The following is a 22,686-nucleotide window of genomic DNA, read 5'->3' as shown; positions in this document are numbered from 1 at the left end:
GACGTTGGAGGGATCAAGAGCCAGAAGAACTGCCGCTGAGAACGGGTGAAGCGCCTGGAGGCAATTCGCTCTCTTCAGACGGGTGCTCGCCGTAATCATAGGGACCTGTGGTCAAGACAGGTAGAACCTCAAAGTTTTCGATCGCCGGAGGAGAAGAAGTCTGCCACTCTAAAGTCAAGGCATTCCAAGGGTTGTCAGTAGCCTTGGCTCCTTTCATCCAGCTCCAGACGGCATTGATCAAAAACGGAACTGTAGAAACCGCCAGAATATATGATCCCACGGTTGCCATCTGATTGAGTGATGTGAACCGGGCATCATAGAAGGCAATGCGGCGGTTCATCCCCATTAGACCCAGTTCATGCATGGGCATAAAGGTGAGGTTCATGCCAATGAAAGTCAGGACGAAGTGAATTTGTCCTAGCGTTTCGTTGACCATGCGGCCCGTGATTTTGGGGAACCAGTGGTAAATTGCTGCATAGATGCCAAACACCGAGCCGCCAAACAGCACATAGTGCAGGTGCGCCACCACAAAGTACGTGTCATGGACGTGAATATCGAACGGCACCGCCGCCAACATCACGCCCGTAATGCCGCCGATTACAAACACCGCAATGAAACCCATAGCAAACAGCATGGCGCTATTGTAGGAAATCTTGCCGCCCCAGATGGTTGCCAGCCAGCCAAACACTTTGATTCCAGTTGGCACGGCAATAATCATTGTCGTGATCATAAAGAACATCCGTAGCCATGCTGGGGTGCCGCTGGTAAACATATGGTGCGCCCAAACAATTAGACCCAGAAAGGAGATAACCAGACTGGAATAGGCGATCGCCTTATAGCCAAAAATTGGCTTGCGGGCGTGGACAGGCAAAATCTCTGAAATGGCTCCAAACAGCGGCAGCACCATGATGTAGACCGCCGGATGGGAATAGAACCAGAACATATGTTGATAGACGATCGGATCGCCACCGCCCATGGGGTTAAAGAAGGAAGTGCCTGCCAGTAGATCAAAGGCTAACAGGATTAAGGCTCCTGCTAAAACCGGAGTTCCTACAAGAATGAGTCCTGCTGTTGCCAGCATTGACCAGCAAAACAGCGGCATCTTGTGGATAGTCATGGTTGGCACCCGCATCTTGAGGATCGTCACCAAAAAGTTGATCGCGCCCAAGATCGAGGAAGTCCCAGAAATCAGCAAGCTAAAAATCCAGATCCCTTCTCCGACTTTGCCTGTCATTAGGCTGAGGGGCGGATAGGAAGTCCATCCGGCTTGAGGAGACTCTAGAAAAAAGCTCAGCACCAGCATTAGCCCTGCGGGCGGCACCATCCAAAACGCCATGGCATTCATTTTGGGGAAAGCCATGTCTCGTGCCCCAACCATGAGGGGAATCAAATAGTTGGCGAGTCCAGCCCCGGCAGGAATGATCCACAGAAAGATCATGATCGTGCCGTGCAGGGTGAGCAAACTGTTGTAGGTATTGGGGCTAACAAAGTCAGATGCGGGGGTTGCTAACTCGGTGCGGATAGCAGTCGCCAGCGCTCCGCCTATGGCATAAAAGAAAAAGGCGGTTACGAGATATTGCAGTCCAATAACCTTATGGTCTTCGCAAAAGGTAAAATAGTGCCACCACTTGCGCTCTGCATGAGCGTGGGCGCTTGGAGCAATAGACATTTCTGCTTGAGTCGTCATATCGGGTTCAACAGACTTGGGGGTTCAACGGGATTAAGCTTTTGAGAGGCTTAAGGTAGCACACAGCGATCGATTCAAGAGATCTGAATTCAGAGTGAGGCATGCAGTCCAGAGTCGTGAGGCATTGCAGGGTGCAATTGCTCTAATGCCTGAGGATCAAGCCCCATTTGATGAGCCGCAGAAACCAGGTAATCTGCGTCAGAGCGATTTTTCCCGACCTCTGCGCTTCCTGCCAGCTTGTCTAGATCAGCTGCGGTTTGAGAAGCGTTTTCCACTACTGGCATCGACTCTTGCACCCACTTGTCGTAATCTTCAGAGGATTGAACATACAAGCGGCTAGCCATGCCACCGTGGTAGGCTCCGCACAGTTCAGCGCAAATGATCGGGTAGTCTCCTACGCGGGTGGGGGTAAAGCGCAGCTCAGATTCCATCCCTGGAATGGTGTCTTGCTTGATGCGAAATTCCGGCAGCCAAAACGCGTGAATCACATCTTGCGCCTTCAGATTCAGCCGAACATTTTTATTGGCGGGCAAATGTAGCTCGCCTGAGGTAATGCCCAACTCAGGATAGGTAAAGATCCAGGCGTACTGCATTCCCAAAACATTGACGGTGACATCGGGAGTAATACCTATCTCATCGGGTGAGGCACCAATACCCAGCGCCATGTGGTTGTGTCGCGCTTTTTTGGGTGCGCCAGCATCCATCAGGGGCATCGCCGAACCTCCCTCTGAAAGCATTGCCACCTGAACGCCGGGGTCGCCCGCAGCATCTGGATCAAAGCCACCCATGCTGTTGTAAACGTCAAAGCTATAGATGCCCAGTACAAGGACGATCGCCACCGGGATGGCAGTCCAGACAATTTCGAGAGGGATATTGCCTTCGATCGCTGGACCATCGGTTTCATCGCCCGGTTTGCGGCGAAACTTGAACAGACAGATGATCAGTACGCCCCAGACCAACAGGAAAATGGCGGTGCCGATCATCATCATGGTGTCAAACAACCCATCTACTAGAGCGGCATCACTGGAGGCCTCAACAGGCATCAGACCATGATTTTTTCCGTACCACAAGCTAGCCAGAGTCAGGGTGATGCCTGCCAGCATCGTTAGGATATTACTTGGGATTTTCACAGTTAATCAGAATTGGGGGAGTAGAGATTTAGAGCAGATGGTTCACTTTAAGCGCTGTCCACTTCATTTAAGAGTGCGAAAGGCTGCTAGAAGATAAATTCCAGAAAGAGTTAAGAGAGTTAGATATCTTATTAGGCAATCTTAAAAGAGCGATGTCAGTACCAGTCTGTAGAAATCTGGCAGCCCTAAAAATTAAAAGATCCTTTAGTAAAGTTAGCGATCGCAATGGTTTCGAGAGATTTGGCTTCAAGGCTCTCCTTGTTGATGCTCGGTTTATCTCCGTCCATCTAACACGTTAAACCAATCAACCTGATTCAACCAGGTTTTACAGGTCGCTAAAAACTGAATTTATCTGCATTCTGACAATCCTTAAGCATATTTTTGGGATCGAAAAGAGGTTATGTATTAATGAATACCAAGCTAGTGCTGACATTCATAAATTTTGTTAGATGGACGATGCTGTATTTGAAGGCAAGCCTTACTGTATCGCCTACAAGTCCGTGTCGCCCATAAGTCCCCTGTAAACCATTTGCTGAATAATCCTAAGAAATTGCTAAGGCTTTCTGCATTAATTGAGTGTATTCACTAGAGTAAAGACATGATCTGTTGTAAAGAAGTTGTAAGAGAACTCGGTTTTAGCTTGAAGCACAAGTTGCAATGCATTTGAATCAATTATGTCAACCAACGGCTTAAAGAGGGTGTGAAGCATGGCTGACTCCAGTATTCGTCGTGATTTACCTGTCCCATCTCAGATTGCTGTTCCGGCTTTTAATCCTCTAGCTCTTGATCCGCACACTTTTGACCCCAAAGCTTTAGTCCGATCGCTCATTTGGAAAACTGCGATCGCTACCCTGATTTTGATGGCGATCGGCAGTGCCACCCGCGTCATGAATGCTGGGCTTGCCTGTCCCGATTGGCCGCTCTGCTATGGCACCCTGATTCCCAGCCAGCAAATGAATCTTCAGGTATTTCTAGAGTGGTTTCATCGGCTGGACGCGGCTCTCATCGGTATTTCTACCCTGAGCCTTGTGGGTCTGACGGTGTGGTATCGACGAGCTTTGCCCTCCTGGACTCCCTGGATGGCGCTGCTGGCTCTGGGGCTGATTCTGTTTCAGGGCATTCTGGGCGGACTCACCGTAACGCAGCTTTTGCGCTTCGATATCGTGACGGCGCATTTGGGCACGGCGCTGCTGTTCTTCGCAACGCTGCTGACCATGGGCACACTTTTACGCCCCTATCAGGCGACTGGGACGACAGGCAAGCTCCCTTGGCTCAGCCTAACTGCGGTCTTGCTGGTATATTTGCAGAGTTTGTCGGGCGGGCTAGTTGGCTCACAGTGGGCAGTCCACCAGTGCTTGCTCGTCTCACAGCTTTGCCGTGTGATGAACACGCACCTGTTTGGGGTCGTGCCTGCTAGTTTGGCGACTTTAGCGATCGTCATTGCCACCCGCCGAACAGCCGCCCTCAGCGCCTCCTTCCGAAATCTGGCAAAGCTGGCAGGGTTTTTGCTGCTGCTTCAGATAATGTTGGGCATGGCGACATTTCGTTTGCGTCTGCAAGTAGAGCTGTTGACTGTGAGCCATCAGGCGATCGGGGCATCTTTACTCGGAACTCTAGTGTGCTTTACTGTTCTGGCATGGCGCGATCGCTATCTTTCAAATCTCGCTCCTGAAGGCTAATTCCTGAAGGCTGATTCTTAAAGGAATTGACTAAGCTCCCTAACTTTCCGTTCAGTTTTCCCGCTCAACCGTTTTAAGACGAGAATCCCAATGCACGAAACCAGCTGGATTGAAGCGAATCGCCATCACCAAAACGTTTGGCAGGTGATTCAGAGCTATTGGCAACTCACGAAGCCCCGCATCATTATTCTGCTGCTCGTCACGACGGCTGGCAGTATGTGGATTGCCTCTGCGGGAAAGGTTGATCCCTTCCTGGTATTGATTACGCTGTTCAGCGGTGCACTGGCTTCTGCCTCCGCTAACGCAATTAACTGTTTGTACGATCGCGATATTGATTACGACATGGAGCGTACTCGTCATCGTCCGCTGCCATCGGGTCGCATTCAGCCGCGAGATGGCTGGGTATTTGCCATTTTGTTGGCAGGGCTTTCTTTCACGCTGCTGACGGTATTTGCCAACTTACTGAGCGCCTGTCTGGCAATGTCAGGCATTGTCACCTATGTGGTGGTTTACACCCACTGGCTAAAGCGGCATAGCACCCAAAACATCGTGATTGGCGGTGCAGCAGGGGCAATTCCGCCGCTCGTAGGCTGGGCAGCCGTCACGGGTGAGCTAAGTTGGGCAGCCTGGGCATATTTTGCCATCATTTTCCTCTGGACTCCGCCCCACTTCTGGGCGCTGGCAATGATGATTCGAGAAGACTATGCCAAAGTGGGCGTGCCTATGCTGCCAGTGGTTGTAGGCGAAGTAGAAACCGCTCGGCAAATCTGGATTTACACGCTGCTGCTAATTCCCATGACGCTAGTTATGGTCTATCCGCTCCATGTCATGGGTGCGGTGTATGCAGCGATCGCTCTCTTCCTAGGCGGTATCTTTGTAGCAAAGGCCTGGGCACTGCTGCAAACGCCTGCGGACTTAACGGTTGCCCGATCGCTCTTCAAGTATTCCATCCTGTACATGATGCTGCTGTCGGCAGGGATGGCGATCGACAGTTTGCCCATTACCCAGACGCTAACGGCGGCTGTCGGTGAGAATTTGGCTGAAAATTTAGCTGTGGTGTTGAGTTATTTGCCTGTGATGTGATGGCTCAGCGCTCAGTTTAAGAAGAGTTTAAAAAAGTTTGAGAAGAGAGGGAGCGATCGCCCCTCTCTTTCTTTTGGCTTTAGGGGACTGAATCTATGCGATATAGCCCTACGTAATTGAGTTAGGACGAATTATTTTTTGAGAGCCGCGCGGAGCGCGGCTCTCAAAAAATAACTCATTGGATCTAAGCGCATAGCGCTATATTTTTGGTTGAGCCTGTTTTGAAGGATTTACAATAAAGGTTGAGATTTGTTGCGTAGGCTCAAGAAAGCAATTATGGCCCCGGCGGTTTCGATCGAAAACCTTCAAAAACGCTTCGGCTCGGTCGAGGCGGTCAAAGACGTATCCCTACAGATAGAACCCGGAGAGATTTTTGGTTTGCTGGGGCCTAACGGCGCGGGAAAAACTACAACGCTGCGATGCCTTTGCACGCTGGCAATGCCTGACTCTGGCACGATCGAGATTTCTGGTGTTTCGGTGTTAGCCCACCCGAAGCTGGCACGGCAAAAGCTGGGCTATGTAGCGCAGGAAGTGGCGCTAGACAAAGTGCTGACCGGACGAGAGCTGTTACAGCTCCAGGCAGCAATCTATCATCTGCCCCGTGGCTCAGTCAAAGCACAAATTGAGCAAGCGATCGCCCTTCTAGGGCTGCAAGAGTGGGCAGACCAGAAAACTGGGAGCTATTCGGGCGGGCTAAAAAAGCGGCTGGACTTGGCGGCAGGTCTGCTACACAAGCCTGATGTGCTGGTGCTAGACGAACCGACCGTTGGGCTAGACATCGAGAGCCGCCTGATTGTCTGGAACTTTTTGCGGCAGCTACGGGATGGCGGCACCACGATTTTGGTGACAAGCCACTACCTAGAAGAGGTGGATGCTTTAGCCGATCGCGTTGCCATTATCGATCGCGGTGTAGTGATCGCCTCCGGTACACCTTCAGAACTCAAGGATAGGGTGGGGGGCGATCGGGTAACGCTGCGCATCCGAGAGTTTACGCCACTGGAAGAAGCCGATCGCGCCAAGGCAATGCTCCAGATGATGCCATTTGTGCAAGATGTGATCATTAATGCTGCTCAAGGCAACTCGCTCAACTTGGTAATAGCTGCCCAGAGTGACAATGCCCTGACGACAATTCAGCAGACGCTCAAAGCCGCTGGATTGCCTACCTTTGGCATTTCGCAGTCTCGCCCTAGCCTAGATGATGTCTATCTGGCGGCGACCGGACAAACGCTCATGGATGCCGAAATGGCGGCTTCTAGCCAGCGCGATCTCAAGGCAGAGCGAAAGCAGAACATGCGCTAGGCTAAAGAAAGCTATTGAAAAATTCTAGTTAAAAGTTTAGTTAAAAGCCCCTGATATTCAGAGGAATTGATTTATGAGCCAAACCATTACTCCCGCTAATGTTCTGAATGGGGCAAAGTCGCCCAGTCCAGCGATCGCCCCTGCCGATTTTAGCCTTGCTGAATTTGTGCAGGAAACCCTGGCACTCACTCGCCGCCTGTTTATCCAGCTCCAGCGCCGCCCTTCAACGCTGATCGCAGGCATTATTCAGCCTGTTATGTGGCTGCTGCTGTTTGGCGCGCTGTTTCAAAATATGCCCAGAGGGCTGTTTGGCACCAGCCAAAACTATGGGCAGTTTTTGGCGGCAGGTGTGATTGTGTTTACGGCGTTTAGCGGTGCCCTAAACGCCGGACTGCCCGTGATGTTCGATCGCGAGTTTGGTTTCCTCAATCGTCTTCTGGTTGCGCCCCTTGCCTCTCGCTTCTCGATCGTCTTGGCTTCTGCCATATTTATTGCCACTTTGAGTCTGGTGCAGACCTCTGTGATTATCGCCATGAGCGCGTTTCTAGGAGCAGGATTGCCCAATGTTCTGAGCTTAGGACTGGTGGCAGCGATCGTCTTAGTATTAGTGCTGGGCGTGACGGCGTTGAGTCTGGGGCTTGCCTTTGCCCTGCCGGGACATATCGAGTTGATTGCGGTCATTTTTGTCTCCAGTCTGCCCTTGCTGTTTGCCAGCACAGCCCTAGCTCCGTTGACTTTTATGCCCAATTGGCTCAAGATTATTGCCAGCTTGAATCCCTTGAGCTACGCGATCGAGCCAATCCGATACATCTACACCCATGAGCACTGGGTCTTGAGCAATGTAGTCATGGAATCCCCGTTTGGCTCTGTGACCCTGGGACTGTCGCTCCTGATTTTGACAGGATTCAGCGCGATCGCTCTTCTCTCTATTCGCCCGTTGTTGCGACGCTCTTTTGCATAGTCACAAAAGATCTTGCTAACTTCTGGGAGCAATGTTGCACTAAACCTCGTCTTCGTTACGATAAGAATCTATAGTTGGATACTTGAATCAAAAAGCTTTATGAAAGTAGCCATTCCATCTCGCCCTGTTTCCAAATCTTCTATTTGGGTCATGCTGAGCCTGTTTGCAGGCTCTCTCGCCGCACTCACAGCTTTTGTTCAACCAGTGCAAGCTCAGACTAGCGCCGATCTCCAGACCCCCGTGGGAACCAGCGACCAGAATTCCAACACCAACGGTGATTTTGGTAGCGTCAATAATTTGTTTGATCTGATGCATCGCGTTCAGCAGGGTAGCATCCGTGATCCTTATCAATTTAGTCAAGAGCAGCAGCAAAGTATCAATTCCGAAGCTTCAGCCTTTCGACAACGGCAGGCTGACCTACTGAAGCAACAGGAGCAGACAGGAGCAGCGTCTTCCAACCAAATTGTTGCACCCAATTCTCAGTAAATCCGATAAGCTGAAAGCCTTGGCACTGCCTAATCTGGAGATGATTTTTTTTGAAGGGAGACACTTCCAGACATCAGCAAAGCCAGATTTTTAGCTATTTCGGGTTGCATACCTTTTGAGGTTTCCCCCTGTTTGAAATACTGAAAAAGAGAGACGCTCAATTCTAAACTTGGCTCTATATTAGGGAACAGTATCCTATAAATTTGGAGTGAAGAATAATGATATTGATGGAAGCCGCTCAGGCAGGTTCTTTTCCCTGGGCATTTACCGCTGTCTATGTTGTCGGCTTTATTGCTGCGGTGGCGATCGGATCAGTTGCCTGGTATAACTCCAAGCGTCCGCCCGGTTGGGAAAACAAAGAACGCCCTGATGTAGTGCCTGAGGTCAATGCAGAAGACCCAAACGTATAAATTTTTTGATATAGCATTACGTAATTGAGTTAGGACGGGTTGTTTTCTGAGAGCCGCGCGGAGCACGGCTCTCAGAAAACAACTCACTGGATCTAAGCGCTTAGCGCCATACTACAAATTTGATAGTTTGTGTAGGGGTGAAGTGACTTCACCCCTATTTTTGTAAGCCTATTTTTGTAAGCCAAATTTATAGATGCACTATGCCAGATGCATATTGAGAACCGATTTGGGTGCCCGTCTGACATTGCAAAGAATGGTTTCGTGACCCAAGCGCAAGCAGGCTTCGTAGCGATGACAGCCAGAGAAACCATAATACTGCCCTTCGACTTCTAGAATATCGATCGGCTCCTGCAGCCCAATTTGTTGAATGGATGCCATTAGAGCAGCTACTTTATCAGAATCATTTTGGCGAAAGAGCGGACGGCGGATTTCGTGAATTGGAACAGCTTGAATTTTCATTACTCAAAAGGTCATAACGCATATCTCTATATCATACTCGTTATGATTATGAGTTGCGAACTCAGCCATGCTGGCGATCGAATAGGTGACTTCAATCAAGTGACTTTAACTTTCATTTGCCCAGACATGCTCCTAAAAAGCCTAGAGCGGTAAATGCTGGAGTGGCGAGAGAAGATCCCGAACTAGACGTTAAACCGGAACAGCAGCACATCTCCCTCCTGCACCACATATTCCTTACCCTCACTGCGCACCAGACCTTTCTCTTTGGCAGCACTCATTGAGCCTGTAGCCACCAGATCCTTATAGGCGACCGTTTCAGCGCGAATGAAGCCGCGTTCAAAATCTGTGTGGATTACCCCCGCCGCTTGGGGAGCTAGCATTCCCGATCGAATTGTCCAAGCGCGCGTTTCCTTTGGGCCTGTGGTGAAGTAGGTTCTTAGCCCCAAAAGCTCATAGGTGGCTCGAATCAGAGATTTTAGCCCCCCTTCCTCGACACCCAACGACGAGAGAAAATCTGCCTGATCTTCGGGGGGCAACTCGACTAATTCTGCCTCAACTTGAGCAGATACTACCACCACCTGGGCGTTGTCCTGAAGGGCGATCGCTCTCACTTGCTCGACCCACTCATTGCCCGTCGCTAGATCGTTCTCAGAGACATTTGCCGCGTAGATCACGGGCTTGCGGGTCATCAGCCCCAACGGCTTCAGCAACAGCTCCTCCTCTTCGTTCAGCGTCACTTGACGAGAGGGCTGCCCCAGGTTGAGGACTGCCGCAATTTGTTCCAATGCCGTTAGCTCTACCTGAGCTTCTTTGCTCGTGCGAACCTGCTTGCGCGTCCGCTCAATCCGCTTCTCTACCTGCGATAGGTCAGCCAGCACTAACTCCAAGTTAATAATCTCGATATCGCGCACCGGATCAATCGAGCCAGAGACGTGAATAATGTCATCATCCTCAAAGCAGCGCACAACATGAACGATCGCATCGACTTCCCGAATATTGGCGAGAAACTGGTTGCCTAAGCCTTCTCCTTGGCTGGCACCCTTCACCAATCCAGCAATATCCACAAACTCGACTCTCGCTGGAACTGTATCTGCCGAGCCAGAGATTTTGACCAGAGTCGCCAGCCGTTCGTCGGGGACTGCGACGATGCCCACATTTGGCTCGATCGTACAAAAGGGAAAATTGGCTGCCTGGGCTTTGGCATTGGAAACAACGGCATTAAACAGGGTCGATTTGCCTACGTTCGGCAGTCCCACAATTCCAGCTCTTAGCATGACAGTTTTTTTAGCATCACAAGTGAGTAACGAAGCAATAACTATTCTAGGTTACAAACGGCTTCTGCCACTTTCAAACCGGGCTAGGTCAAAAACAGCGTTTTAATTCCAGCGCTGCTAATCTCTACTGCTAAAGCCGCCAGCAAAAAGCCCAGCAGTTTTGTAGCAATTTGCGCCCCTTCTTGCCCAATAAAGTCTGCGACGCGGTTCGCCTGCCGAAAGATAAACCAGGTGACAATCATGGCTCCGACAATGCCGATCGCCACACTGAGATGGGCATCGGGAGACTTAGACACCAGCAGCATCACCGTGGTGAGGGTGCCGGGTCCTGCCAACAGCGGCAAAGCCAGAGGCGTGATTGCAATATCCCGTCCCTGCTCAGTAATCGGTTCATCCAGCTCGCCCCGCAGCATATCTAAGGCAATCAGCAGCAGCAGCAGCCCCCCGGCAATTTGTAATGAAGCGATGCTGATTTCCAGATAGTCCAGAATAGTCTGCCCAATGTAAGAAAAGACAAGCAGAACCGCTGTAGCAATGAGGGTGGCGCGATCGACAATACGATTGCGCTCATTGATATCCATTCCTTTGGTGAGCGCCAGCACAACTGGGGCATTGCCCAGAGCGTCGGCCAAGACAAATACTGCAATAAACGTACGGGTCAAAACCGAGATGTCCAAGAAATCCATCGGATACCTTGATGAGAACAGGGCAAAACTCTTTTCTACCCTAACGTGATCCGTAAACCAATAGGGTCATGACTTCCGTATCTACAGCAGAGATAGCCCAATTGGGTTGGGCTAAGTTATCTGAACAATAGTCCTTAAGAAGTAAAATTTATGATAACTTCACAAAAAAATACTAAAAGAGATACACTTGTCCAGGTAAAGCGCAAACGAGCGCAAAACAAGGAGAGATTGCACCCAATGAGTCTTCAACAAATTAAGGCAAAGTTGTTGGCGGTCGGTATTCTTGCAGTGTCTGCTAGTGGCACCTTCGCACTCTTTGGCTCTGTTCCAGTGGTCGCTAAAATTGCGGTTAACCCCCCATTCTCGATCGACAAAATTGAGGCTTTTCTAATCCAACAAGCCGATTTTTCCGCAGAACCAGAGGCTGTTAAGCAATCGTTTACTGCCAAGCCTGCATCCAGTGGCGATCGCTAATCTTCGCCCTTCAAGGTTCCACAATCTGCAATGAAATTGCCCCGGTCGCCATTGATTCACTCTGTCCGTAGCTGCTAAAGGTTGCAAACTGCAAACGATCGAGGAGGCGATTTAAGGAAGGATTTCCAGCTTCTTGACCTAGGGACTGGGCAATTAAGTCCCGAAGTGTGGATTGATTCAGATATAAGTAGCCCTGACTATTCTTCTTCAAAGCAGCGATCGCGCCTCGAAAATCTGCTTTGTTGAGCAGCGATCGCTCAGGGGACTGAAGCGCTAGATTTATTGCTTCCAGAGAGGTGGCGAAAATCTCATAGTCTCCCATCGTGGTGCGAATGCCTTGAACTTTCGCTTCCAAGGACAGTGTAGGGATTTCGGATTGGGAAGGCTTGAGTGGTCGAGGCGAGAATTTTGTCCAGGCAGAAATTTCTTGATTACCCGCAGGGGTTTCTAGCGTAAAAGAACTGAGGGTCGCATTGTGGCTCTGGGCGATCGCGTCCAGTTTCTCCAGTCCTGCCAAGGCTTCTGGCGATCGTTCTGTAACGAATACCCAGTCGGGGACGCTGTTGCCGTGGGGCAGCATTGCCAGAGCATACTCTCCAGTAATCCAGCTAGCCGCATCTTCTGGCAGCGAGATTTGGCGTTTTGATAAAGAGGCTAGCGATCGCTGCACACCTGGATAAGCATTGCCAGAAATATTGCTGAAGCCGTTTATCCATGGGCTTTCTAGCTGACGCTGCAAATCAGCTCCACTTACAACAAAGGCGCTGTCTGCCGGGACAAACCGCAGCACACCGACCGGAGCCGTCTGAGTGGCTTGGTCGAGCAAAAAAGACTGACCCACCGCAGGTAAAAGCTGCACATCAGCGACGAAGCCCTGTGATTCTAAGCTCTGTGATTTTAAGCTCTGTGATTTTAAGCCCTGTGATTCTAAGCTCCATGTTGCTAAAAGGCTGGACGCAGCCTTGTCCTCGGTGCCGTTCTTTACCCCAGCCACCTCCGCTTTAACCATCTTCGCTTTAGCCAAGAGCTGAGGCAAGTTGACCCAGGCTAAACCGATCGCTCTTGGAGGCAATTTACCTAGCGCCTGCTGATAGGCATCGTTGTTCTCTAAATTCAGCTCTGCTGCCTGAACATTGTTGATCGCATCCCGCAATACCTTAGGCGAGTTTGCCAACAGCACGAAGCGATCGCCCACTACGGCTGTCGCTAGCGTTAGTGCATCCGAAAAACCTGTCTCGTCCCCTTTTTTCCTGCTCCGTTTGGGCGAGTCTCGATACACAATCTCGACCCCTGCGTAAGGCTCAGAGATCCGATCTCTAGCGCGGCTGTGACGTTGCCAAAAGGCTTGTAACTTGCGCTGGGCAAGGGCTGGATCGGTAGTCGTCATAGCAACTAGATAACCAAGCTGAGAGCCGTTAGCGCTATCTCGGTCAAAATCCGCCATGGTGATCGCCAGCGTGATTTCATCCCCTAGCCAAGGCTGAATATCTCGCGAGTAGTTCAGTTGAGCGTCAGGCAAAAAAGCTTGCTGGAGCTGATAGAAATTCTCCTGAATGCTTTGCCGATGGGCGGGAGTCGTGAGCAGTTTTGCGGCTAGCAGGCGATCGGGATTAACTCGTAGCGAGGCGACAAACGGAGACTGCCGAGAAATAAAGATAGCGGTTTCAGGACTAGCGCTGTTCTTGTCGCTATGGATAAAACTTTCTGTAGCGATCGCCGATTGCAGCCTAGTGACAGGGCTGTTGGCAAAAATCCAGGCAGCACCCGCACCTGCCGTCAGCAGCAGCATGAAGACAACTACCGCTAGAGAAATGATAAAAGTGCGAAACTTCATGGTGGGCTGAACTCATTCAGATGAACTCACAGTGGGTCGCCAAAGTTCAGTTTATCCTCAAACGCCTCTCCAGAATGGGGCATCTGAGCTTTGCTTACCCTGTTTTAAAGTCCAAACGGATCTAAAGCTCTCAACGGAGCAGATATAGTAACCGCCAAGGCGGTTAGGACGGGGAAATTTTTGGTGGGGCGCTTCGCGCCCCACCAAAAATTTCCGTAGGATCGTGGATTAAATAACCTGTACAACTGATCTACTGTAGGGGCTTATCAATGCTAAGCCCCTACCCCAAGCATTACTGGCTGCCGCCAGCCATAAATCAGAATAAATTAGGCTAGTTCACCTTGACCTTCAAATTACCGCTAGTGTCGTTATATCCAGAAACAAAGCCATTGCGTAGCTCAACGACGCTGTTGTTGTATTGCAGCGTTTCAGTGCAGGAAGTGTTATCGAGTGCCACCTGAGTTGGCGTACCCTGCACTTTGAAAATATCGTCTCTCGGAGAATCGATCGTCCAGGCATTGACTGAGGCATCGGGCGTACCGTTAGGCGCAACCGTAACTCTAAGATTGCGATCTAAATTATCGTACCCAGCAACGCGATCGTTGGTTAGATAAACCAGGCTATTGCCGTAATACAGAACATCCTTCTGGGAAGCGTCATAGCGAATAATCCGAGAAGGCGTACCTTGAATTTTAAACACCTCTTCCTTGGGAGAATCCAGCGTCCAGGCTGCATCGCCGACAACGGTAATAATCGGGCTTTTACTCGCAATGGCTCTCAAGTTGCGATCGTTGTCGTCATAGCGCACCACAATGCCATTACTCAGCTCTACGGTACTGCGACCAAAATACAGCGTTTCCTTACACAATGAATCGTAGCGCTCTATCTGAGTAGGTTTGCCCTGAATCCTCGTCACGTCCGCTCTGCGTAGACCTTTCGACCACAAAGCTCTAGAGACAAGAGAGTCTGATGCCTCCGAGGCTTTTCGCTGGGCATAGCTCCAGTTGCGCTGATAGTCTGGCACTCTAGACTGGGCGATCGCATAGTGAGGGCTAGAGGAGGGCACCCGTTTCATCAAATCCACTGCCTCTTGCCACCAGGTAGCAACTGCCTCCCACTCAGCCTTAGAGACAGCCGACTGCGTGACTTCAGCCGCATTCTCAGCCTGGTTGACCGCTAGCCGGAAGGCTTCAGCTTGAGGCACCGGAGAAGCTTGGGGAATGGGAATGAGTTCGTCCTGAGATGCGATCGCCAAAATCACGCCCGTCAAAGCTAAGATGCTGACCACTAGAAAAGCGGGTAGGTAAGGCGATGAGCGGCGTATGGTAATCCGCCCTGGCGCTCGGCGCACTGGCTCAACTTGCAAATACGATCTTTTGCCGTTGCCGTTACCGTTGCCATTACCGTTGGCATCTCCTTTTCCGTTTGTTTCAGCGCCGGGGCGTTTGTTCATGCTGACCTCAAGAGATGACGTTAAGCGATCAATTCGAAAATGATTCCCCCAATATTTTCATAGCGCTCAAATAGGGCGGCGGCAATTCTAATTAGGGAATAAGTCACGCTTATTCAGGGTATCCTACTGGCGGATTATTCAATCTTTATGGAAAGCCGGACTTTATGTAAAGCTTTAGCGATGAAAGTCTAGCTCAAATAGGACTTACGCCTCTGCCCCCTGAGTCTCCTAGTTCTGGGGGACTTTGAACTCCGGCTCCCCCAGAATTTAAGGTTGAGCTGTGTAATAAAGCAAGAATAAATTTTGAGGCAGTGATAGCGATGCGATCGCCCTCTAGGTGCCTAACCCATTGCCCAGAGACGGTTTGAGGCGATCGCCACAGGTCTAAATGTCCTACCGCCGGGTCGGCATAAAAGCCGTCTTGACCTGCTCCCAGCCCTGCTGAAGTCCAGTGGGTGAAAAAGTCGTGGCTGATGCGGTGGATGGGAAAGCCTCCGTATAGCGGCACCCCCCAGCCATCGATCGCAATTACTGCACCGACTCGTCCACCTGCGCGATGCCAAAGCCTTGCTGCACCGATCGCTCCCACCACCCCCGCACTAAAGGCAATAAAAAATAGCGGAGCTGCCTTTTGGGGTTCATTCAGCCGCTTTTCTTCCGACTCTTGAATAAACTCTAAAATATGCAGTGCAGAGTAGGCGGGCAATTGATGGGCAGGAAACACCAGAGCTTCGCAAAAGGTTTGTCCAAATCCTGCCAAAAACTGATTTGTGAGTTCTACTGAATGTATTCCAGGACAAATGATGACGCTCATGGGCAATTCTATTGTGTTCCAAAGCCATTAAATCTCTTGCAGATTAGGATTCCAGATTGGGGTGAATCTAAAACCCAAAATGCGCGGTGGGAGATTGCGACTCCCTTGGTACGGTTTTAAGGCTGTCTTCCTTGAGTTTCTCCGAGTATTGTCGTTATAGGGAAGTATTCGTGAGCCAGCGCTTGCGAAATCGGCGCAATTTAGATGGGTTTCTGTAGGTAAAGGCTGTGTATAAATGGTATTTGCCAACGCTGAGTGAAATTATTGCCTTGGGTGAGATCATCCCAGGGAATCATTCTGGGCTAGAAGGCGTAAGACTGGAAAATATTGATGCAGATAGTGTTGATGTAGACATTGATCCACGAGAGCAAGACTCTAGAGCCGCCCATCGAAATTTTCGATCGCCAGCCCAGCAACAGTTGCGAGCCGAACGAGAGTGGAGTGGTGCGATCGCCGCTCTAAAGCGTCTCCTACAGCAGACCTTGGAAGTCAATCCCTTAGCAGCAGAAATGCGATCGGCGGGTGCTAGAGCAGCGAAACCTACCCGACTGATTAGATCCATGAAACGAGCTAAATCTGCTCGATTAGCTCAGCCGAGCGCACCCTCTACGCAGGGAATTGTTCTGTCGGGGCCGTTTCCCATTTTGGATCAGCCCGAACTGCTGGCTAACTTTTCTGCCTGGACTTTTACCATTGGCACGCCCGGTGAAATGCCGCTTCAGCTTTTGCCCTCCCCCCACGGAACTGCCGTCACCAATGTGCCCATTCCAACCCTGCCCCTGCTCTCTAGCGATCCGCTAGCTGCTGAGCAGTTTTGTCTGGCGCTGACGGCGACCTTTGGCGTGGTGCTAGTGCTGGGAGAAACGCCCCAAGGCGAACCCGCCTTTCTATTTTCGTTTGATCCCAACGTTGTGCAACAGGCTTGGCGATCGCTCCAGGCTCGTCTAAGAATGGTGGCTCCCTATGCTCTCCCGGCTCTGGATAGCTTAGTAGAACAGTTCGTGCCTAAAGCACCAGACTTTCGCATTGTTTCGCAGTTCAGTCGCCTCATGCTAGACGCTTTGCCCCATCCCTCTGATTTAGAGGAGCGATCGCAGACCGTCAGCCAGTCTTTGCAAGGAGTAGCGCAGTCGATCGGGCAAGCAGCACTGCCCAACATCCCTGCTTTCTCTCAGGCAGTGCGCCAACCTGGAAAACCTCAGGGAGTACAGCCTGAAAAACGATCGCCCGCTGATTCAGGTTCTGATACAGAGCTATTGCAGGCGATCGCCCATGAGGTGCGCACACCCCTGACCACCATTCGAACACTGACTCGATTGCTCTTGCGCCGTAAAGACCTCAATCCAGATGTGCTCAAGCGGCTAGAGGTCATCGATCGAGAATGTACGGAGCAGATCGATCGGTTTAGTCTGATCTTTCGGGCTGTTGAGCTAGAGACGGATCAGGGCAAAAAATCTTTAGCATCCTTGGCTCCCATCTCGCTAGCCCAAGTGCTGCAACAGACAGTGCCCCGGTGGCAGCAGCAAGCACAGCAGCACAGCCACACGTTAGAAGTAGAGTGGCCCCAAAAGCTGCCGATGGTTGTTACCGATCCCACCATGCTGGATCAGGTGTTGACAGGATTGGTCGATCGCTTTACCCATAGTCTGCCCCCCGGTAGCCACATTCAAATGCAGGTGAGTCAGGCAGGGCATCAAATCAAGCTTCAGCTAGAATCTCATCCGCAGGTCAATACAGCCGAGATCCAGGGCAAAGCTAAGTTTGGCTTTAGTCCAGCGCTGAAGTCTTTGGGGCAATTGTTGATGTTTCAGCCTGAGACAGGCAATCTTAGCCTCAGCATGGCGGTAACAAAAAACCTGTTCCAGGCATTGGGCGGCAAGATGATTGTGAAGCAAAGCCCTCACCAAGGCGAGGTGCTGACTATTTTCTTGCCCATCCTAGATAAGCCTGTAGGCTAAAATCTGCAACGCCCCCAATTGCCCCACCTTAGCTATGTCCATTTACCACCTTGGCAGGTGCTACGTAGCGCCACGCGCTCAGATCTAATGAATTATTTTTTGAGAGCTTTGCTCTGCGCGGCTCTCAAAAAATAATTCGTCCTAACTCAATTACGTAACGCTATCCAAAAGGGTGAGGGATGAGGAAAGTTGCGTCTGCCCACGGGAGCTAATGGATACCGCACTCGGTTTTGCCTGTGCCCCGCCAGCGACCTGCCCGCTCATCTTCACCTTCGCCGATGGGAGTCGTGATGGGTTCATCGCCAATGCTGGGATAACCCTGATCGTGCAAAGGATTGTAGATCACCTTGTGTTCGGCGGCATATGCCCAAGAGTCTTTGCGAGTCCAGGCAGCAAGGGGATTGATTTTGAGGCGCTGCTGATTGTCTAGCTCAAAGACGGGCATATTAGCGCGGGTAACGGCTTGGTCACGGCGACGACCTGTAATCCAGGCGATCGTATTTAACTCATCTAGCCCGCGATGCAGCGGCTCAATTTTGGTGACATGGTGAAACTGCTGAATGTCAGTATCCCAGAGAGCCTCGCCGTAGCGAGCAGTGAACTCCTCACGGGTATTGACATCGGGCATTTTGTAAGTTTTGAGATTGAGGTGGTAGAGGTCTTTGGCTTTTGCCACTAGCTCTAACGTTTGTGGAAAGTGATACAGCGTGTCCAAAAAGATGACGGGCACGGGCTGAGGCGAGGGATGCTGACGGTAGAGAATGTCAGTAATCACTAAGTCATCAATGTTGAAGGCGCTGGTTTGCACCAGACCCGTGGGAATATTTTCGACGCTCCAGGCGAGAATTTCGCTGGGATGGGCAGTGTCAAACCGCTGATTCAGTTCGTCTAGGTCAAAGCTGCTAACACTAACACCTTGGGGTTCTACCGAGTAGCTCATCATGCGCGTATCGCCTAATCTAAATTTCTAATAGGTTAATACACCTAATTTTATCTCGAAAGGCGCATAAGCCGATGGGGAATTGTGGAGATAGGATCGTCTCTGAACCGATGCACCCGGCAGAATGGCACTGTCTTCTCAACGGTCTTTCAAGGCTTGCGGCTTGCCAGCGCCCATTGTTTGCCTGAACCTAGAGAAACGCCAGATTTTTTTGAAAAGCGTCATCGTTTCTTAACGATCGCCCTTTCCAGGTTTGCTCTATTTCCTTGGCATTTTCTGCTGATGTCTGTGCTGCCCAGCTCTTTCCTACCTATATTTTTGGTGAGTCAGTGGGCAATTGTTGCCAGTTCGGTCTGCTTCATTCCTAGAAGCTTCTTGCGGATAATGAAGGGTAAGACCGCAAACCATAATGAAGCTCCCAAGAAGACGATCGCCCAGGAGCGTCTGTCTGTATTGGCAGTTGAGGAATCTTTGAGGAACGCACTGATCAAGATCACAGCAGTGAAAAGGCTTCCAACAGTGTAGGTTGTCATAAAGTGGCTCATCGCAAATGTAAACGGTTGCTACCATTCATATTTACAGCCTGCTTTGTGAAGCTCCGGTAAATTTAACTTTTAGCTCAGCTTATTTTTGTAGGTCAGCCGCTCAACCAAGCTGTATGACAGAGGCATTAACTACAGAGGCATTGACTTTGCGCTGGATGCCGTTGAGTTGGTTTAGGAGCCTCAAATCTCGTTTTATAGCAACCGCCAAGGCGGTTGGGACGGGGACATTTTTGGTGGGGCGCTTTGCGCCCCACCAAAAATGTCCTAATCAAACTGGCCATAGCTATAACTCGCTTTAAGCTAAGACCGGACTGTTGTTTGATGAATTGGCAGTTCGATGACAAATTCTGCCCCTTGACCAGGCTCTGAGTAGCAAGCAAGCTTACCGTTGTGTTTCTCAGTAATAATTTGATAGCTGATAGACAATCCAAGTCCTGTCCCTTTTCCCACACTTTTTGTAGTAAAAAACGGGTCGAACAAACGCTGTTGCAGCGCCTCTGGAATGCCAACGCCATTATCAGCAATATGAATAACAATCCACTCTGAGATACTCAGCTCAGTCCAGATCCGAATGATCCCAGGCTTTGCCTTGCTTTCTGCCGTTGACCGCTGCTGATCATGCTCTTCTAAGGCATCGATCGCATTGGCAATTAAGTTCATAAATACCTGATTGAGTTGACCGGGGTAACATTCTACCAGTGGCAATGAATCATAGTCTTTTTCAATTTGAATGCCGGGATGGGTTGGAGAGGGCTTAAGCCGATGGGACAGAATCATCAGTGTGCTATCAATGCCTTCATGAATGTTCACCAGTTTGAACGCTGCTTCATCCAAACGAGAAAAGTTGCGGAGTGACAAAACAATTTCTTGAATGCGATCTGTGCCATTTTGCATCGAGCTTACTACTTTCTTCAAATCTTCGACTAGAAACTCAAGGTCGGCTTTTTGTAGTGCCTCTTCAATTTCTGGTACAGGTGGGCAGTGCTGCTGGTAGAGTTTGATCAGTTTCAGAAGTTCATTCGTGTATTCTTCGGCATGGGTGAGATTGCCATGAATGAAATTAATTGGGTTGTTAATTTCATGAGCTACCCCAGCAACTAACTGTCCTAAGCTCGCCAATTTCTCCGCCTGGACGATTTGAAGTTGGGTGTTTTGTAAATCTTGCAGTGCGATCGCCAGTTGATCTGCCTGAGTTTTGGTCTGAGCTAACAGATCGGATTGTTGCAACGCAATGCTGAGTTGATCAGCAACTTGCTTCACAAATTGCACTTCAATTTCTTCCCATTCACGCGGTTGAGTACATTGGTGGACACAGAGCAGTCCCCAAAGTTGATTACCTTTGACAATGGGAGCAACAAGCAGTGCTCGAATGCCGAACTGTTCCAGTGTCGCTCGATAACAGGCTTGAATTTCGGCTTGATCTAAATCTGTGAGCGTGTGAATGCGCCCTTTGATATATTCATCAACATAATTTTCACCAAAGCAGTGATCGTGAATTTTAGCGTTGAGCGCCGAGGGAAATCCAGCGACCACATCTTCTACAACAAACTCGCCATAATCAACGCCTAACTCTGGTTCAAAGCGATAGATGCCTACTCGATCGGCTTTGAGCGATCGGCGCACCCTAGTTGATATGTTGTTAAAAATGGTATCTAAGTCCAGCGAATCGCGGATTTTGGCAACCACCTCAAAGAGAATTTGGCGCTGCTCCGCCGCTTTTTGCAACTCCTCGGCTCGCTGGGTAGCAGACAAAAGCTCGGCGCTGTGAATGGCTACCCCAAGCTGTGCGCCAATTTGAGCTAAAAATTCGACATCGACCGTTGCCCAGGCGCGGGGAGCCGAGTGTTGATAGGCAGCGAGTAAGCCCCACAGCCGCCGTCCCACAAAAATGGGGGCGATCGCGTAGGCGCAAATCTGATACTCTTCCAGAATTGCCATGTGACACCGAGAATGCCCGCTTTGGGAAACATCTGCGACCGCGAACGTTTCGTTCCGGCGATAGCGTCCGCCCTGAGTTTCCTGAAGATGAGTATCTTCCCAGACTAAATCTTTGCCAAAGGGGGCAATATGCTTCCACCCCGGCACCACCGTACCAAACTGCGCAACAAACTCACCGCTCCAGTCTTCGTTAAATTGATAGACCGCAACTCGTTCCACTTCTAGCAGGTGGCGGGCTTCCTGACAGGTCGTTTGCAAAATTAAATTTACATCTAAAGAGGAACGAATGCGGCTGACGATTTCTGTGAGTGCTCGTTGGCGGGCGATCGAATTATTTAAGGCTTGAGTTCGCTGTTTCGATTCATCGAGTAGGGCGGTTTGCTGCACTGCAACCCCCAGTTGAGTGGCGGCTTGCGCCATGAATTGCACTTCGATCGCTTCCCACTGACGCGGTGCAGAATGCTGATACGCACCCAGCAATCCCCACAATTTCCGTCCCACAAAAATCGGAACCAAGGCATAGGATCGAATCTTAAATTGCCTGAGAATATCGAGGTGGCATTGAGAATGTCCGGCTTGTTCTACATCAGCTACCGCAAAACTTTCATTGCGGCGATAGCGCCCCCCCTGAGTTTCTTGAAGGTGTGTGTCTTCCCACACGAGTTTTTTGCCAAACGGTGCGGTTTGTTCCCACTGATCGTCAGCCGCCCCAAAATGGCTAATAAACTCACCGCTCCAATCCAGGTTGAACTGATACACGGCGACACGCTCCACGTTCAATAGCTGCCGCAGTTCTCGACAAGTTGTGTGAAAGATTGATGACATATCCAGTTCGGAACGGATCTTCGTCACTACTTCTGCCAGTGCCTGCTGCCGCGCTAAAGATTCCTTCAGGGCAAGGGATTGGGTTTGTAGCTGCCTAAATAATTCCGAGTGCTGCATTGCTACACCCAGATGGCTAGCAACTTGAGCCAGAAACTCAACTTCTGTTGCTTCCCATTGACGCGGTGCAGAATGCTGGTAGGCAGCCAGAAGCCCCCAAAGTTTCAGTCCATTGAAGATGGGAGCGATCGCATACGCCCGAATTTTAAATTGCTCCAGGATATCGATGTGACACCGAGAATGTCCGGCTTCATAGATGTCCGCCACGGCAAATGTTTCATTCGCACGGTAGCGACCGCCTTTGGTTTCTTGCAGATAGGTGTCTTCCCACACCAGTTTTCTGCCAAACGGCGCAATCTGATCCCAATTGTGTTGAGCAAAGCCAAAACTGCTGACAAATTCTCCGCTGTAATCTGTATGGAAGCGATACACGGCAACGCGCTCCACATGCAGCAGTTGGCAGGTTTCTTGAGTGGTGGTAGCGAAGAGGCTGTCGAGATCGAGGGAGGCGCGAATTTTGCCAATCACATTGGCAAGGGCGGCATGTTGCTCTCGCGTTCGCTGAATCGTCTCACGTTCTCGCTTGATTTCTCCTCTCAAGCTGTCTACATCAGGCTGCCCTAAAGCTTGGTTGAGGCGCTTTCCCAGCCAACGAGCGATCGCTTTAGATTTCATAAAGATTCTCAATTTGGTG

General features: G+C 50.4%; 19 protein-coding genes. 9 read left to right on the top strand and 10 right to left on the bottom strand.

Annotated features, from left to right (window positions below; translation table 11 throughout):
* Window positions 1–13: 13 nt before the first annotated feature.
* Window positions 14–1,687 (bottom strand): cytochrome c oxidase subunit I, encoded by a 1,674-nt coding sequence (gene ctaD, locus AC5JMP_RS01540; protein ID WP_495849656.1) that lies wholly within the window; start codon window positions 1,685–1,687, stop codon window positions 14–16.
* Window positions 1,688–1,776: 89 nt separating this feature from the next.
* Complete coding sequence (locus AC5JMP_RS01535) at window positions 1,777–2,817, bottom strand: cytochrome c oxidase subunit II (RefSeq protein WP_495849655.1); 1,041 nt, start codon at window positions 2,815–2,817, stop codon at window positions 1,777–1,779.
* Between the two features lie 707 nt (window positions 2,818–3,524).
* On the opposite strand from AC5JMP_RS01535, the gene AC5JMP_RS01530 reads away from it, so the two are divergent.
* From AC5JMP_RS01530 to psb35, 6 genes are all read left to right on the top strand, one after another.
* Window positions 3,525–4,496, top strand: coding sequence for a COX15/CtaA family protein (locus tag AC5JMP_RS01530; RefSeq protein ID WP_495849654.1), 972 nt, complete (start codon window positions 3,525–3,527; stop codon window positions 4,494–4,496).
* 90 nt (window positions 4,497–4,586) lie between these two features.
* Entirely contained in the window at window positions 4,587–5,579 is a 993-nt protein-coding gene (locus AC5JMP_RS01525) for a heme o synthase (RefSeq protein ID WP_495849653.1), read from the top strand.
* A gap of 276 nt (window positions 5,580–5,855) precedes the next feature.
* Entirely contained in the window at window positions 5,856–6,878 is a 1,023-nt protein-coding gene (locus tag AC5JMP_RS01520) for an ABC transporter ATP-binding protein (protein ID WP_495849652.1), read from the top strand.
* A 73-nt stretch (window positions 6,879–6,951) separates the two neighbouring features.
* Window positions 6,952–7,839: an ABC transporter permease gene (locus AC5JMP_RS01515; protein WP_495849651.1), complete on the top strand. Its 888-nt coding sequence runs from the start codon at window positions 6,952–6,954 to the stop codon at window positions 7,837–7,839.
* Window positions 7,840–7,938: 99 nt separating this feature from the next.
* On the top strand, window positions 7,939–8,325 hold the full coding sequence (locus tag AC5JMP_RS01510; RefSeq protein ID WP_495849650.1) for a hypothetical protein: 387 nt from the start codon (window positions 7,939–7,941) through the stop codon (window positions 8,323–8,325).
* 227 nt (window positions 8,326–8,552) lie between these two features.
* Window positions 8,553–8,735 (top strand): photosystem II assembly protein Psb35, encoded by a 183-nt coding sequence (psb35, locus tag AC5JMP_RS01505; RefSeq protein WP_495849690.1) that lies wholly within the window; start codon window positions 8,553–8,555, stop codon window positions 8,733–8,735.
* Window positions 8,736–8,933: 198 nt separating this feature from the next.
* On the opposite strand, the gene AC5JMP_RS01500 is transcribed toward psb35, so the two are convergent.
* The 3 genes from AC5JMP_RS01500 to AC5JMP_RS01490 form a co-directional block, all read right to left on the bottom strand.
* A complete protein-coding gene (locus AC5JMP_RS01500; RefSeq protein ID WP_495849649.1) occupies window positions 8,934–9,194 on the bottom strand; it encodes a ParB N-terminal domain-containing protein in 261 nt (86 codons plus the stop codon).
* Between the two features lie 182 nt (window positions 9,195–9,376).
* Window positions 9,377–10,468 (bottom strand): redox-regulated ATPase YchF, encoded by a 1,092-nt coding sequence (gene ychF, locus AC5JMP_RS01495; RefSeq protein ID WP_495849648.1) that lies wholly within the window; start codon window positions 10,466–10,468, stop codon window positions 9,377–9,379.
* An 83-nt stretch (window positions 10,469–10,551) separates the two neighbouring features.
* Complete coding sequence (locus AC5JMP_RS01490) at window positions 10,552–11,145, bottom strand: MarC family protein (protein ID WP_495849689.1); 594 nt, start codon at window positions 11,143–11,145, stop codon at window positions 10,552–10,554.
* 246 nt (window positions 11,146–11,391) lie between these two features.
* Between AC5JMP_RS01490 and AC5JMP_RS01485 the strand changes: the two genes are divergently transcribed.
* Window positions 11,392–11,628: a hypothetical protein gene (locus AC5JMP_RS01485; protein WP_495849647.1), complete on the top strand. Its 237-nt coding sequence runs from the start codon at window positions 11,392–11,394 to the stop codon at window positions 11,626–11,628.
* Window positions 11,629–11,638: 10 nt separating this feature from the next.
* On the opposite strand, the gene AC5JMP_RS01480 is transcribed toward AC5JMP_RS01485, so the two are convergent.
* The 3 genes from AC5JMP_RS01480 to AC5JMP_RS01470 form a co-directional block, all read right to left on the bottom strand.
* Window positions 11,639–13,462, bottom strand: coding sequence for a DUF3352 domain-containing protein (locus AC5JMP_RS01480; RefSeq protein ID WP_495849646.1), 1,824 nt, complete (start codon window positions 13,460–13,462; stop codon window positions 11,639–11,641).
* A 331-nt stretch (window positions 13,463–13,793) separates the two neighbouring features.
* On the bottom strand, window positions 13,794–14,915 hold the full coding sequence (locus AC5JMP_RS01475; RefSeq protein ID WP_495849645.1) for a hypothetical protein: 1,122 nt from the start codon (window positions 14,913–14,915) through the stop codon (window positions 13,794–13,796).
* A 193-nt stretch (window positions 14,916–15,108) separates the two neighbouring features.
* Complete coding sequence (locus tag AC5JMP_RS01470) at window positions 15,109–15,729, bottom strand: hypothetical protein (RefSeq protein WP_495849644.1); 621 nt, start codon at window positions 15,727–15,729, stop codon at window positions 15,109–15,111.
* Window positions 15,730–15,956: 227 nt separating this feature from the next.
* On the opposite strand from AC5JMP_RS01470, the gene AC5JMP_RS01465 reads away from it, so the two are divergent.
* Window positions 15,957–17,687: a sensor histidine kinase gene (locus tag AC5JMP_RS01465; RefSeq protein ID WP_495849643.1), complete on the top strand. Its 1,731-nt coding sequence runs from the start codon at window positions 15,957–15,959 to the stop codon at window positions 17,685–17,687.
* A gap of 208 nt (window positions 17,688–17,895) precedes the next feature.
* On the opposite strand, the gene cysH is transcribed toward AC5JMP_RS01465, so the two are convergent.
* Window positions 17,896–18,627 (bottom strand): phosphoadenosine phosphosulfate reductase, encoded by a 732-nt coding sequence (cysH, locus tag AC5JMP_RS01460; RefSeq protein ID WP_495849688.1) that lies wholly within the window; start codon window positions 18,625–18,627, stop codon window positions 17,896–17,898.
* A gap of 84 nt (window positions 18,628–18,711) precedes the next feature.
* Here cysH and AC5JMP_RS01455 point away from each other — a divergent pair, with 84 nt between their 5' ends.
* Window positions 18,712–19,152, top strand: coding sequence for a hypothetical protein (locus AC5JMP_RS01455; protein ID WP_495849642.1), 441 nt, complete (start codon window positions 18,712–18,714; stop codon window positions 19,150–19,152).
* 320 nt (window positions 19,153–19,472) lie between these two features.
* Here AC5JMP_RS01455 and AC5JMP_RS01450 read toward each other — a convergent pair whose 3' ends face one another.
* A complete protein-coding gene (locus AC5JMP_RS01450) occupies window positions 19,473–22,667 on the bottom strand; it encodes a GAF domain-containing sensor histidine kinase (RefSeq protein WP_495849641.1) in 3,195 nt (1,064 codons plus the stop codon).
* Window positions 22,668–22,686 lie beyond the last annotated feature (19 nt).

This window comes from Drouetiella sp. (assembly GCF_059504425.1).
Note: the sequence above shows the minus strand (reverse complement) of the source record. Positions and strands in the feature narration are given on the sequence as shown.

What these genes read in the sequence shown, in the direction of transcription:
- ctaD (WP_495849656.1), bottom strand. Translation starts at nt 1,687, where the DNA reads ATGACGACTCAAGCAGAAATGTCTATTGCTCCAAGCGCCCACGCTCAT.
- AC5JMP_RS01530 (WP_495849654.1), top strand. Translation starts at nt 3,525, where the DNA reads ATGGCTGACTCCAGTATTCGTCGTGATTTACCTGTCCCATCTCAGATT.
- AC5JMP_RS01525 (WP_495849653.1), top strand. Translation starts at nt 4,587, where the DNA reads ATGCACGAAACCAGCTGGATTGAAGCGAATCGCCATCACCAAAACGTT.
- AC5JMP_RS01520 (WP_495849652.1), top strand. Translation starts at nt 5,856, where the DNA reads ATGGCCCCGGCGGTTTCGATCGAAAACCTTCAAAAACGCTTCGGCTCG.
- AC5JMP_RS01515 (WP_495849651.1), top strand. Translation starts at nt 6,952, where the DNA reads ATGAGCCAAACCATTACTCCCGCTAATGTTCTGAATGGGGCAAAGTCG.
- AC5JMP_RS01510 (WP_495849650.1), top strand. Translation starts at nt 7,939, where the DNA reads ATGAAAGTAGCCATTCCATCTCGCCCTGTTTCCAAATCTTCTATTTGG.
- psb35 (WP_495849690.1), top strand. Translation starts at nt 8,553, where the DNA reads ATGGAAGCCGCTCAGGCAGGTTCTTTTCCCTGGGCATTTACCGCTGTC.
- AC5JMP_RS01500 (WP_495849649.1), bottom strand. Translation starts at nt 9,194, where the DNA reads ATGAAAATTCAAGCTGTTCCAATTCACGAAATCCGCCGTCCGCTCTTT.
- ychF (WP_495849648.1), bottom strand. Translation starts at nt 10,468, where the DNA reads ATGCTAAGAGCTGGAATTGTGGGACTGCCGAACGTAGGCAAATCGACC.
- AC5JMP_RS01485 (WP_495849647.1), top strand. Translation starts at nt 11,392, where the DNA reads ATGAGTCTTCAACAAATTAAGGCAAAGTTGTTGGCGGTCGGTATTCTT.
- AC5JMP_RS01480 (WP_495849646.1), bottom strand. Translation starts at nt 13,462, where the DNA reads ATGAAGTTTCGCACTTTTATCATTTCTCTAGCGGTAGTTGTCTTCATG.
- AC5JMP_RS01475 (WP_495849645.1), bottom strand. Translation starts at nt 14,915, where the DNA reads ATGAACAAACGCCCCGGCGCTGAAACAAACGGAAAAGGAGATGCCAAC.
- AC5JMP_RS01470 (WP_495849644.1), bottom strand. Translation starts at nt 15,729, where the DNA reads ATGAGCGTCATCATTTGTCCTGGAATACATTCAGTAGAACTCACAAAT.
- cysH (WP_495849688.1), bottom strand. Translation starts at nt 18,627, where the DNA reads ATGAGCTACTCGGTAGAACCCCAAGGTGTTAGTGTTAGCAGCTTTGAC.
- AC5JMP_RS01450 (WP_495849641.1), bottom strand. Translation starts at nt 22,667, where the DNA reads ATGAAATCTAAAGCGATCGCTCGTTGGCTGGGAAAGCGCCTCAACCAA.